Source organism: Streptomyces sp. NPDC021100, assembly GCF_044333095.1.
GTDB lineage: Bacteria > Actinomycetota > Actinomycetes > Streptomycetales > Streptomycetaceae > Streptomyces.
Genome location: NZ_JBIRQH010000005.1, coordinates 383166 through 396116, shown reverse-complemented (window position 1 = coordinate 396116; position 12951 = coordinate 383166). Strand labels below are relative to the sequence as shown.

Below are 12951 nucleotides of genomic sequence, written 5' to 3'. Positions count from 1 at the left end.
GCGCGATCCCCGCAACTACCTGGCTTTTCTCGGACTTGCCGCCGCGATCTGCTGCTACAAGCGACTCATCCGCCTCACCACATAGGACACGCTCTTAGAGACAGCAACAAGCATTCGGAACCGGGCGATTGATACCGCGAAGGGATTCTTGTCGCAGCCGTGCACCGCATTCAAGGATCGTCGGATCAGTGCCCAGTCGTCCGCGCCCTTGTCTTCGTCCCGCCACTTCGCCAAAATTCGCTCGAACAGCCCCAGCAGGAAGTGCCCCGAGCCGCACGCCGGGTCAATCGTCCGCAGCCCCGCGGGAAGTTCCCGCTCCACGCCGTGCCCATCCCGGACCTTCACGACCGGCTCCAGGCCGAACTCCTCGACCGCCGGCTCCAGCGTCAGGTCGAGGATGAACTCCTCGACGAACACCGGAGTCTGGAGCAGCGCGTACGTCTTCCGCGCGTGCTCGCTCAGGTCCTGGTACAGGTCGCCCAGGAAGCGCGTGTCCAAGTCGTCGTCCACAAACGAGTGGATGAGCTTACCGTCGGCATCAACCCGCCGCCAGAACTTCAGGAGCGCCGTCGCCGCCTCATACGAAGGGGTGATCTCCCACAACGGGTTGTGCCTGCGGTCGAAGAGACCCGCCACCGTCGGGTTGGTCCCCGCCAAGTGGTCGAACGCCGCGACGATCCAGTCGCGGTCGTTCTTCTCCGGGTTCGCCGCGAAGAACGTTGCGTCGTGGTCCTCCGCGTCCTTCAGACGCTCACCGACACCCGCCAGCCACGCACGCTCGATCAGACCGTTGTCCTCACAAAACCGCACGAAGACGCAACCGAGCACCCACGCCGCCGCGACCTGCGTGACACGCTCGTCGCGCCACGACTCGTACGTCGCCGCCGTACGGTCCGCCGCATACGCCCGTGTGTACTCGTTCGTTAGACGCTCCCGGTACTCGTCCACCGACTCGCTCCGCGCCCGCAGATCGTCCTCCAGGAGTGTGACCTGCTTGCGGAGATCCTTTAGCAGGCTGTCCTGACCACCATTGCGCGCGCTCACAGTGCCAAACCCTCCCGATGTGCAGCCAAGTTCTTGAGGAAGTCCTCGGTCAGTACAACGCGTTCCGCATCGCCACCGGTTACCTCCACCGTTCGTCCGTCCAACTGCGGTCCCCCCTGCGGGTTGTGCGACGGCGTGAGCAGCCACAACCCGTGCGGCCGCCCACCAGGTTTGCGAGCCTCGTGCTGTAGCTTCACCAGCAGCTCGTGCCCGCCCGCCTCGTAGTAGTGGGCGAGGAGTCCCGCAGTGTGAAGGAACAACACGGCCCCGGGCTCCCGGGAGGCTGCCCCCTCCAGCCGTGCCGCGACCCTCGGCCACACCCGGACCACGAACGACCGCAAGCCACCCGGAAGTTCATTGTTCCTCGTGTACCGGGTGTCCGCAGCCAGTACCTTCGTCCAGGCCGTGCTGTGCTCGCCCGCCAACGCCCGGAACTCCTCCAGGAAGACTCGCGCCAAGTTCACCGGAACCACCGGGAACGCCTCCGCGACCGCGTCCGCAGCCGAACCGGCCTCGCCCCTCAATCGCTTGACGTGCACGTTCAGCGCGAGGAATCCGCCCTCCCGTATCGCGGAGTGGAGCTTGGCGGCTAGCAGCGCCGACGGCTCGCGTCCTCCAGCGGCTCCCGCCACCAGGGCGCGAGAGGCCCTGGTCACCGTGCCCGTCGAAGTGGGCCAACTGCTTCCGCCTGCCGCCGACACTGGAACCGGGGGCTTAAAGCGCGTCTCCGCCGTCTCATACGTCAGCGGGAACCCGGCCTTCTTCAGTGCGTCCTCGACCTCGACGTACGTCGGCCTGCCCATCTCCATCTCGGGGAAGCGGGAACGCAACCGGGAGAGCAGCCCCTCCAAGCTGATGCCTATCTCGCGCCGCACACCCGCCGCAGCCTGCGAGATCTGCAGTGCGCGCCACAGCTCCAATGTTCTCGGATACAGCTCAAGCCGGGGTGAGGCAGCCGCGCCCACAGAAGTTGCTGCGGCCAGCGTGACCAGTCGGGCGTCCGGCAGCGGGTTCATGCCTTCGGGTGTGCGGACCATCCGAAGGTCGCGGAGTGCACCGGACCGGTCCGGCAGGGGATCAGTGGCGGCGATCTTGTCCGCTGCTTCGCCCAGCTCTATGGCGTAAGCGGCGAGCTCATCGGGCGTCGGGTCGTCGGAGCCGTCCAGCGATTCCAAGGCCACGATCAGCCGTCCCCGTCGCCGCATCTGTGCGAGCCGGGGTTCATGGTCCTCGTCCCGCCCGGTGAGGAGTGTCTCGGCAGCTACGGCTGCCCGTACGACGGCGAGCGCGGCGGACTCCGCACCCGCCGACGATTCGCTTTCGGAACCGTGGCGCGCGGCCAGCACCCGGGCCAGCTCACGGGCGGTCATCACGCGGCCCGCGTCCCGGACGGCGTCCACCAACTCGCCGCGCAGGATGTTCATCCACCCCGCATCGGCCCACTCCGCGACGGCGGAGCCGAGGTGCCTTGAGACGGTGTACTCGGAGACCTTCACGGCCTCCCCGACCTGGCGGTTGGTGGGCCAGGTGCCCAACTCCGTCTTACCGTCGAGTCCGAGCCAGGCCGCGACGACCTGCGGCCGCTTGTTGTCCTTGCGGCCCGGTGGCACCGGATTGAGGAGCGCGGCCAAGTGCTCCACGTCCTGACGAGCTTTGAGCTCGGCACCGAGCTTGTCGTCCACCACCGCAGGTGCCACGGGCCGCGCCGGAGCAGGCGTTGCCTTGGGCTTCTTGGGGCGCAGCGCAGCCGTCCACTGGCGGTGCCGTCGGTTGAGCTCCTTCTTGACCACCGCACCGATACCGCGCTTGCCACGGAAGCGAGGCAGGGGGACGTCCAGCAGCTCGCCAACAGTCACCGCGCCGAGCTCCTCGGCGACCGCGGCCGCCCGCTCGGTCAGCCCCGCGTCCCTCAGCGTCGTACCGAGCTTCGCCTTCTCCGCGTACAGGTCCCGGATGTCATCGTCGGAAAGGCCCTCCTGCCGGCTTGCGCCGCTCAGCAGTGCGACCGGATCCGATGCGGGCGGCGGCTGAGTGCGGTCGGCCTCGGCAAAGATGGCTCGCCAAGCGTCCCGCATCTGCCGCAACGACTCGAACCGGTGGTTCGCCTCACGGTGCAGCGCTCGCTCGAAGAACTTCTCGAGTCCTGGCCTCAGAACGGGTACGAAGGCGTCCGTGGCGAGGACGGGGAGGTCGTCCTTGAGGGCCGTCTGCGGGTCGTCCGTGCCGTTGCCCCACATGGGGCGCTCGGCGGCGGCCATTTCATGCAGAACCACCGCGGCGGCGTACCGCTCCGCGTAGTCGTCGTAAACGGGGCGCCGGGCATCCCCGAGGAAGGGATCAAGATAGCCACGCGTGCCGGCCTTGATGTCGCGGTCGGAGACATTGGCCAGGGAAAAATCGAAGAGCATCAACTGCTGCTCACCGTCGTCCCGGACCTTGATCCCGAGGTTGTCGGGTTTGAGGTCGCGATGGCGCAGGCCCCTGGCCGCGAGGTCGTCCAGGGCAGTGAACAGGTCCTCTCCGAAGGAGGCCAGTTCTTCGTAGCCCAGCTGACCGTAGGCGGCGAGTCGTTGGCCGAGGGTCTCGGGGCCGGCGTACTCCAAGGCGAGCACAGCCCTGCCGCCGATCGTGCGCGGGCCTTCGTACAGCTTGACGATACGGCCGCTGCTGATCTGCCGGAGGGCCGCCGCCTCCGAGGCCAGTCGCTCGTTCTTCTCCGCGTCCAGCGCGACCTTGAGGACCCGCTCCTGTTCGACGCGGCGACCTCGCTCGTCCTCGGCGACGCGCGTCACGTACAGAGCTCGGGCCGTCGCGCCCGAGCCGAGCACCCGCTCGACGGTCCAGTCCCCGTCGACAGCCTGGCCCGGGGTGGCGGTGAGCGGGTCGGCTTCCAGGGCGACCGCCTGGGCGGCGCTGGCCTGCTCGGCATCGTCGAGCCGTCTGAGAAAGGCGTCGGCAGAGTCGAGGCGATCGTCCACGGACGCGCGGGTCGCGGCGTACACCAGCTCGTCAAGACCGGCATCCATGGCGTCGCTGACCGCGTACAGGTGAAGTCCGCCGTCGGCCGTGAGCCGTGCCTTCAGGGCGGTACGGGTCTCGGCCGGCGGCATACCGGTCAGGATGTGGTGTGCCACGGCTCCGAGACCGAAGACGTCGAGATCCACCGGGTCCGGATGGTCGGCGTCGGTCTCGGGCGCAAGGTAGCACTGGGCGGCGTCCTCGATGTGTTCCCCGGTGAAGGAGCTCTCGCCGAGCGAGCGCAGCGAAGTGGTGTCGAAATCGCGAGCCGATGCCTGCCAGTCGATGATCCGCAGAACGGGGTCGCTGCCGTTCTCACGAGCGCTGACGTACACCGAACGTGCTGCGAGGGCACGGTGGTAGAGCGAGCGCCGATGGGCGTAGCGGACGGCCTCGGCGAGCTGGCGCACCATGTCGCGGCGCACGGCTTCGGACAACTTCGGCCCGTGTACCGCGAGGTAGTTGTCCAGCCGCAGATCGCTCTCCCGGTGACGGAAGAGGATCGCGGGGCCACCCTGGTGCTGGCGGAACGCGACAGCTTGGGAGATGCCGCGGTGCGTGATGCCCTGGAGTACCTGGTATTCGCGCTCGGCGGCACGAGTGGCGGAGCGCCGTCTCTCCTCGCTTGCCTGCTGCTCCACCAGGTAGACCCGGACCCGGCCCTCCTCGTGGATCGCCTCTTTGCGCTTGGCGAGCCGGTCCTCCCAAGTGGGCCCGGCATCCATGGGGCGGGAGGAGAGCCTCCAGCCGTCACCGAAGTCAAGGTGGGCGGTGGATGCCCGCACCCCGATCTTTTTCATCAGCTCGGGCAGAAGCCGTGCGAGGGTGTCTTCTTTGATCCGCCAACTCTCGCGCTCCGGCGGCAGACTGAGGAAGTCATCCCAGATGCCCGGTAGACCGCTTTGGGTCCCGTCACGCCCGTACACATGGGTGCGCTGCACCGTGTCCAGCTCGCTCCGGAGCAGCGGATCGGACAGGAACACGATCGGGTTGATCCGGGGAACACGCACGCCCGGGTAGAGTTCGCGGGCCGCTTCTTGGAGACGGGCTCTCAGCTCTTTGGACTTGAGATCGGTGAGGTGTAGGGGGTTGCGGATCGTACGGACCCGACGGTCGGGGGCGTGGAAGCTCCAGGTGTCCCCGCTGTTGACGACGCGGCCGGGATGTCCCTTCGACTCGACCAGATAGAGGCCACGTGGTGTGGAGATGAACAGGTCGCACTCGTTGATCCGGCCGCTCATGGCGGTGAAGGAGAACGTTGCCCAGGCGTAGTGCGGAGCCGTGGCCGGCATCCGCTGCTTGATGTGGTCGAGAGCAGCCTGCTCCCAGGGGAAGGGGGACGGCCGGGTCTGGTACCAGCGCTTCGGCTGGTGCTGGCCGGGCTTGGGTGTCGCCTGACCTCCTGTTGCCGCCACCGCCGTTCACCACACCTTTCCACCACCGGACTCGCCTGACGCCGACACGGTCCGCGTCGATAGTCATGGTATGGGGCGAATCGCGGCTTTTTTAAGATCGTCAGACCGCTGATCTGGACATCTTGCCAGGTGAGAGGCGGTACTGCAGGGGGCGGAGAGAAACTGGGCGGGAGGCGTGAGGGGAAGGGAACGCGACTGGCGCTATCAAGCCATTCCGTGGATGTCGTGCCGTGTGCCGTAGCGAGCCGACTTACGATCATGTAGGAACGCGGGAGCCTGAGAGCGGGGGAGGCGGGCGTGGCCCGGACAGTACGCAAGCGAACGGTTCTCTTCTTCGAGGTCGTGGAGGCCAAGCGAGGTCAGCCGCGCATGGATCACCAGGACTGGCGGAGCTTCCTCGACCGGGTCGCAGCCTCTGAGTCGTACGAGCGCGTGGTCCGCAGCGCAGACGATCAGCTGGTCGGGGTGATCGACTCGGCTGTGCCTGCTGATCACCTGCAACTCGCCAAGATTACGGGTGAGGTGCCGCACCAGCTCGACCGGAGCAACGGAACGATTGAGGCGCTCCAGGTTGCAGCAGGCAAGGATGTCGTCCATGTGACGACGATCTGCTTCCTCCCGTATGCCAACATCATAGGTGTCCTGCCCGGCGGTTTCTCGGCGCCGCGGGTCAGCGCCATCACCAAGTGGCTGAACGGCGTTGGTTTGCCGTGGGGTGAGGTGGTGCTCAAGCCGGTCATCCACGCACGTGCGCGAGAGAAGCTCAACCGCATCGAGGCGGTCACCGAGTTCACCGTGCAGTTGGAGGGAGCGCCGGCGGACACCGTCAGTTCTCTGAGCGCCCACGGCGGACTTGCCGATTCACTGCGGAGCTTCGGGCAACGACATCCTGACACCTCCATCACGCTTTCGCTGAAGGTTCCCCAGCGTGGCAGCAGGCTCTCCGTGATGCGCAGGAATCGGGCCGCGACCGAACTGCGCACTGACGTTCTGCAGTTCATGCCGGATCTGGATGAATGGGTGGATGAATCCGGAGTGATCCGGTCTGTGACCGGCAGGGTTGCAGTCCGCGACCCTCACCGTCAGTCCCTTGAGTACGAGCCGCTCGACTTTCTCGCCCACCGCATCACGGCCCAGTGCGATGTCCCGCTCGCTTTCACCGACGGACGGTCGGTCGATCTGCGGTACGCCGTCGAAGAGATCTTTGCGGCGGCCCGTACGCATGAGCAGGCACTACGGGAAGCATGTCAGTACCGGCCACTAGCCTGAACGGCAGTTCAGGGCTGAGGTTGGGGGGAATGTGCTGAATTGGCTATGGCGGCGCTGGGTTGGACGACCAGTGGTGGACCTGGTGATCGCAGGTGCAGTGGTCGGTCTGCACATGACGACTGTACGGATCACGGGGGCGGGTGATGCGCTGGGGTGGCCCGGCAGAGAGCAGAGGATCGCGGTCTATACGACGACGGCGACAGTCGTCGCCGTCATCGGCAGCTTCATCACCGCGGCCGTGACCCTGTACGCCGCGGCCACAGGTCCCCGCATGCGGGTGTTGCGCACGCACCCTCAACAGGGTCCGGAGTTCCGGCGGAATTGGATGAGCATTCTCAGTGCGACGCTGGTGGTCTCCGGACTATGCCTGCTTGCTGTAGTCCTCGACATCACGGAGCGTGATTCGGGTGGCGTGCACTGGCTGGCCGAGGTCGCGGTAGCCCTGGGGGTGGTGCGCGCCGTGCGCTTGATGTGGCTGTTTGGAAAGATCATCATCGGCAATGACCTCGACCTGGGTGACACCCGAGATCCGGTTTCGCCGCATCCGCCGCCGGCGCGGCTGCCGGGGCCGTGACCGGGACTCGGGGGTCAGCTGACGGCCGGGGTGCGGGGTATGGAGCGGGAGTGGTGGCGCCTCTCATGCATGTTCATAGGCGTGTACGTCGGGCATGAGCGACACCACTTCACTTCCGGGACGGCACAAGGGCTGTGGATGGGACGGACTCGGCGTTGGTGGGCGTGGTGTCGAGTGCGTCGATGTAAAGGGCGTGGACCCGCGGCCCTTCACCGCCGCGACACCCTTGCTGAGCCCTTCCCACGCCCCATGGTGGCGAGCCAGTGGGGTATCCGCCTCGGTGGTATGTGCGTCAAGAGGTCGCACGGAGAGTTGCCGGCTCAACATCGGTGCGTTTCGGTGTGATTGCGGCTGGCCGGTCACCACGGTGCGACTGGCGGTGCTCTCCTTGGTTGGAGCCCATGAGGCACTTGCTCGGGGGCGATTCGCCGGCACCCTCTGCAGACGTTCTACGGGCTCTGGGGCACCCATTCACTTCCCGTCGCCCTGGCGCTCGCGTACCGCCCGCTCGATGAACTCCACTAGCTCTGCATGGGAGTTGCCGGGTAGGCCCGTGCCCGTGATGTCGTCGGCGTGCAAGGCGATGAGGTAGCGCAGGCGCAGGGCGATCTCGTTGACGATTTCCTCTCTGCTGCGCTGGAGGAAGAGGGGGTCGACGTCGAAGTAGTCGGCCAGTGCGGCCAGCCGGGCGTCGGTGGTGGCGGTTTGTTCTCCCTTGCGGAGTTTGCCGAGGGTTACGTGAGAGATCACCGTCTCGCCCGCCGCCTTGTTGACGGCGTCGGCGATGTGGCGGTCCGACGGCGGTTCGCCGCCGTCGGGGCCGCCGCGCGACCGCAGGTACTCCAGCTTTCGCGCGAGGGGCAACGAGGCCGCGGCGCAAGCTGAGTTCGCGTCTCTCATGACCACTTTTTTACTTGGTTGCCGGCGGTTACCTACAGGTCTGGTCCAAAGCTGTGGGGATGGTCACCGGAGAAGGGCGACAAAGTGCTCATTTGGGATGGTCGTGCGGCTTCCCGGGGAGGGCGCCGTGGTGGGTTGCGAGGTGAGTGGACCATGGCGTTCCGCTTGCGCCGCAAAGGAGTTGATAGCCCATCAGGTAGAGCAGTTCGTAGCGGGTCGTGGTGTGGGTGGTGCGAATGGCGGTCGGTCGGCGGTGGGGAATGCGCGGCGGTGTCGCTGCTCTCGGAGTGCCGTCCTGTCAATAGTTACTGACCGGTTGGTTCAGTGGCGTCGAGACGATCTTGCATTCTCGGGCGGATCTGCCTAAGCTCACCGGCGTTAAGTGGGGTTAACAGTCCGGCGCACCGCCTTCCGTAGTGACGGAAGCGCGCGGAGGCCAGGCATACGGGGGAGAGTCTTGAAGGGTATGGGGCCGGAATCCGTCCATGCGCGGATTCATGGGGGACGTGTCTTGATCAATGAGCGGCCGAACGCCGCCGGCCGGTGCTCTGTTCCGGCTGCGGCGGTTTTCCGCTCCGCTCGTGTTCACCGTTCTGGCGGGCTGCTGTCAACGCACCCGCCGCACGCTGATCTCCCCGCGCCGAGCGCGGGGGGCTAACTCGTTCTCATTCCGGGCCCATCAGGGCGGCTTGTGGCCGCCCGTGTGCGCCCGGAATCGATGAAGTCTTTTCTCGGTCCTGCCGTGGCGTTCCCGTGTCATCCGGGTCCGCCGGTGCTGCCGATTTCTCACGCCGATTCGCGCTGCCGCGCGGCCTGCCGGCGTCCCGTATTCATGACGTCATGCGGTCATTCGCCGCGCCAAGGGGGACCTTTCGCATGCTCGCGCAAGCGATGCCGAGTCGAGGGATCGGGGGAGTGCTCGACACCATCGGCGGCACTCCTCTGATAGAACTCGACAGGATTTTTCCGGACCGTCTGTTCCGCGTCTTCGCCAAGCTCGAGAAGTTCAACCCGGGCGGTAGCATCAAGGACCGGGTGGCGCTCAACATGCTTGTAGGCGGGGTCAGTTCGGGAGAGCTGGTACCCGGCCGGTCCACGGTCGTGGAGTCGAGTTCGGGTAACCTGGCGATCGGACTCGCCCAGGTCTGCCGGTATTTCGGACTGCGGTTCATCTGTGTCGTGGATGCGAAGACGACGGAGCAGAACATCGCTATCATCCGCTCCTACGGGGCGGAGGTCGAGGTGATCAGCGAACCCGATCCGGCGACCGGCGAGTACCTTCCCACTCGTATTCGACGGGTTCGGGAACTGGTGCGGACCGTGCCGGACGCCTACTGGCCCAATCAGTACGGCAATCCACTCAACGCCGCCGCGCACGAGCTGACGATGCGTGAGATCGTCGACGGGCTGGACGGCCGTTTGGACTACCTGTTCTGCGCCACCAGTTCATGTGGCACACTTCGTGGCTGCGCCGACTATGTCAGGAAGTCGGGGCTGGCCACGAAAATCGTCGCGGTCGATGCCCTGGGCAGTGCGATATTCGGTGGGCAGTCGCCAACGACCAGGCTGCTGCCGGGACATGGCGCCGCTCTCCGGCCCGCTCTGTTCGACCCGCAGGCGGCGGACCACGTGGTGCACGTGTCCGACCTCGAATGCGTGAGCATGTGCCGGCGCCTGGTCGACCGCGAGGCCATTCTGGCCGGCGGTTCGTCCGGAGCGGTCATCGCGGCCGTCGAGCGGATGCGCGACGCGATACCGGACGGTTCCCGTATCGCGGTCATCTTCCCGGACAGCGGTGAGCGTTATCTGGAGACCATCTATTCGGATTCCTGGGTCGCCCGGAAATTCGGTGACGTCTCCCATCTGTGGCAAGAGAACCCGGGCCCGGTGCCCGAGACCGTAGGAGCAATTCCGTGCTGATCGCCAGACACGCCGACGTCCACGAGGTGCTCGCCGGACGCGAGGAGGAGATCCTCGCCCTGGTCCAGGAGACGTACGGGGCCCACGAGGACGGCCGTACGGCCGTCCCGCACTCGACGTTCCTCCGCTTCCCCGGGGACGACCGCAACCGCATCATCGGGCTTCCCGCGTTCGCCGACGGCGATCACCCGGTCGCCGGCATGAAGTGGATCGCCTCCTTCCCCGGGAACCTCGACGCCGGGCTGCCGCGTGCCAGCGCCGCCATCGTCCTGAACTCCCTGGAGAACGGTTTCCCCGTGGCCCTCCTGGAGGGCTCGCAGATCTCCGCCAAGCGCACGGCCGCCAGCGCCGCCCTCGCGGCCCGGCTGCTGACCGAGGGCGACGAGCCCACCGGCGTCACCCTCGTGGGTGGCGGCGTCATCAACACCGAGGTGCTCCGCTTCCTCCTGGTGGCCCTCCCGTCGCTGCGCGAGGTCACGGTCTTCGACCTCGACGCCGAGCGCGCCGGGGCCTTCGCCGCCCGCTGCCGCGAGCTGGGTCCCGCCCTGACCGTCGACGTCGCCACCGACCGTCCCACCGCGCTCGCCCGGCACCGCCTGGTCGCCCTGGCCACCACCAGCGGCACCCCCCACCTCGGCTCCGACGAACTGCGGCCCGGCACCGTCGTCCTGCACGTCTCACTCCGCGACCTGCACCCCGAGGTGATCCTCGGCGCGCAGAACATCGTCGACGACGCCGACCACGTCTGCCGCGAGCGCACCTCACTGCACCTCGCCGAACAGCAGGTCGGGCACCGGGAGTTCGTCGACGCGAGCATCGGCGCCCTCGTCCGCGGCACCGTTCCCTTCACCCGCGACCCCGAGCGGGTCACCGTCTTCTCGCCGTTCGGCCTGGGCATCCTCGACATGGCGCTGGCCGAGTACGTCCGCGCGCAGGCCGCCGAGCGCGGGCTGGGCGTGCAGGTCGAGGGCTTCCTCGGGCTCGACGTGACGGGCTCCGGCCACGGCGTGACGGGAGCCGGACGGTGAGCGGCGGACCGCACGGCGTCCTCGCCCTCTTCCCCGGTCAGGGCAGCCAGGTCCCCGGCATGGGCCGGGCCTTCGCCACCGCCCGTCCGGAGGCGGCGGCCGTCTTCGACGAGGCGTCCGACGCGCTCGGCATCGACATGCGCGCCCTGTGCTGGGACGCCCCGGCGCCCGAACTCGCCTCCACCGACAACGCCCAGCCGGCCCTGCTGACCGCCTCGGTCGCGGCCTGGCGGGTGCTGGAGGCCGAGGGCGCGACCGCGGCGTCCGCCGCGGGCCACAGCGTCGGCGCCGTGGCCGCCCTGGTGGCCACCGGGCGGCTGGAGTTCACCGACGCCGTACGCCTGGTCCGGCTGCGCGGCGAGCTCATGGCCGCCGCGCCCGGCAAGGGCGGCATGTGCGCCGTCCTCGCCACCGGTGACGAGCGCGAAAAGGCCCTCGCGCAGGCCGCCGAGCACGGCCTGGACATCGCCGCCGACAACAGCCCGCGCCAGTTCGTCGCCTCCGGCGACCTGCCCGCGATCGGGGAGTTCGCGGCGGCCGTCGGCGCCCGCGCCAAGCCGCTGGACGTCTCGCACGCCTTCCACAGCCGGCTCATGGCACCCGCCGCCGCCGACTGGGAGGCGGCCGTCGCCGAGGTCCGGCTGCGCCCCGCCACCGCCCCCGTCGGGCTCATCACCACCGGCGCGTTCGGCACCGACGACGCCGCGGTGCGTCGGGATCTCGCGGACGCGCTGTGCGCGCCCGTCCGCTGGCGGGAGCTGATGGACGCGACGGCCGGCCGGCCGGAGCCCGCCGCGCCGCTGGTGGCCGTGGGTCCCGCCAAGGCCCTCGTCGGCCTGGCCAAGCACTTCGCCGCCAAACCGCAGGTGTCCCTGGTGGACACGCCGACCTCCCTCACCGCGCTGCTGCGCCGCCTGGGGGCCTGACAACAGTGAGTACAGCCATGCAGTTCGAACCGTCCACCGTGGCCCTGGTCACCGGCGCCTCCCGGGGCATCGGCCGGGCCTGCGCCCTGGCTCTGGCCGAGGCCGGCTGCGACGTGGTCGTGCACTACGTCTCCCGCACCGAGGCCGCCGAGGAAGTGGCCGCGCAGATCCGGGAGATGGGCCGCCGGGCGCTGGTGGTCCGCGCCGACGTCGGCGTCGAGGCCGAGGTCAAGGCGATGTTCAAGACCATCCGCGCCGAGTGGAAGCGGCTCGACGTCGTCGTCGCCAACGGTGGCATCACGGCCGACGGCTTCCTCGCCACCATGAGCCTCGACAAGTGGCAGCGGGTCATCGACACCAACCTCACCGGCGCTTTCCTCACCTGCCGCGAGTCGGTCAAGATGATGCACCGCACCGGCGGTTCGATCGTCCTGATGGGCTCCACCAGCGGCGTCACCGGCCAGCCCGGCCAGGCCAACTACAGCGCCAGCAAAGGCGGCCTGATCAGCCTCGGCAAGGGACTCGCCCGCGAGGTCGCCGAGCGCGGCATCCGCGTCAACATCGTCGCCCCTGGCTTCACGGACACCGACATGGTGCGCGACATGCCCCCCGCGGTGCGCGAGCGGCTGATCGGCACGGTGCCCATGAAGCGTGCCGGCACCCCCGAGGAGGTGGCCTCGGCGGTCACCTTCCTGGCCTCGCCGGCCGCGAGCTACATCACGGGGAAGGTCCTCGTCGTCGACGGCGGGCTCGTCCCGTAATCCCGAGGCCCGTAACCCCGAGGCCCGTGGCCCTGGGGCCCGTAGCCCCGAGGCCCGTCACCTCCAAGGCCCGCAAGCCACCCACCACAGACAGGA

Annotated in this window: 9 protein-coding genes; 6 read left to right on the top strand and 3 right to left on the bottom strand. The window is 68.1% G+C overall.

Annotated features, from left to right (window positions below; translation table 11 throughout):
* Window positions 1-54: 54 nt before the first annotated feature.
* The gene (pglX, locus tag ACH4PU_RS13840) at window positions 55-1044 is read right to left on the bottom strand and encodes a BREX-2 system adenine-specific DNA-methyltransferase PglX (protein WP_398270878.1); all 990 of its coding nucleotides are present in this window, start codon (window positions 1042-1044) and stop codon (window positions 55-57) included.
* A complete protein-coding gene (gene pglW / locus ACH4PU_RS13835; protein WP_398270875.1) occupies window positions 1041-5477 on the bottom strand; it encodes a BREX system serine/threonine kinase PglW in 4437 nt (1478 codons plus the stop codon). Before pglW ends, pglX begins: the two co-directional genes overlap by 4 nt.
* Window positions 5478-5774: 297 nt before the next feature.
* Between pglW and ACH4PU_RS13830 the strand changes: the two genes are divergently transcribed.
* Together ACH4PU_RS13830 and ACH4PU_RS13825 are read left to right on the top strand one after the other, a co-directional pair.
* The gene (locus ACH4PU_RS13830) at window positions 5775-6746 is read left to right on the top strand and encodes a hypothetical protein (RefSeq protein WP_398270872.1); all 972 of its coding nucleotides are present in this window, start codon (window positions 5775-5777) and stop codon (window positions 6744-6746) included.
* Between the two features lie 73 nt (window positions 6747-6819).
* Window positions 6820-7320 (top strand): hypothetical protein, encoded by a 501-nt coding sequence (locus ACH4PU_RS13825; RefSeq protein ID WP_398270869.1) that lies wholly within the window; start codon window positions 6820-6822, stop codon window positions 7318-7320.
* Between the two features lie 471 nt (window positions 7321-7791).
* On the opposite strand, the gene ACH4PU_RS13820 is transcribed toward ACH4PU_RS13825, so the two are convergent.
* The gene (locus tag ACH4PU_RS13820) at window positions 7792-8220 is read right to left on the bottom strand and encodes a hypothetical protein (RefSeq protein WP_398270866.1); all 429 of its coding nucleotides are present in this window, start codon (window positions 8218-8220) and stop codon (window positions 7792-7794) included.
* An 876-nt stretch (window positions 8221-9096) separates the two neighbouring features.
* Here ACH4PU_RS13820 and sbnA point away from each other — a divergent pair.
* The 4 genes from sbnA to ACH4PU_RS13800 are packed head-to-tail and all read left to right on the top strand — an operon-like array spanning window position 9097 to window position 12855.
* Complete coding sequence (gene sbnA / locus ACH4PU_RS13815; protein WP_398270863.1) at window positions 9097-10140, top strand: 2,3-diaminopropionate biosynthesis protein SbnA; 1044 nt, start codon at window positions 9097-9099, stop codon at window positions 10138-10140.
* Window positions 10134-11168: a 2,3-diaminopropionate biosynthesis protein SbnB gene (gene sbnB / locus ACH4PU_RS13810; RefSeq protein WP_398270860.1), complete on the top strand. Its 1035-nt coding sequence runs from the start codon at window positions 10134-10136 to the stop codon at window positions 11166-11168. Before sbnA ends, sbnB begins: the two co-directional genes overlap by 7 nt.
* A complete protein-coding gene (locus tag ACH4PU_RS13805) occupies window positions 11165-12094 on the top strand; it encodes an ACP S-malonyltransferase (protein WP_398270857.1) in 930 nt (309 codons plus the stop codon). Before sbnB ends, ACH4PU_RS13805 begins: the two co-directional genes overlap by 4 nt.
* A gap of 17 nt (window positions 12095-12111) precedes the next feature.
* Complete coding sequence (locus tag ACH4PU_RS13800; RefSeq protein WP_398270854.1) at window positions 12112-12855, top strand: 3-oxoacyl-ACP reductase family protein; 744 nt, start codon at window positions 12112-12114, stop codon at window positions 12853-12855.
* The last annotated feature ends 96 nt before the right edge of the window (window positions 12856-12951 follow it).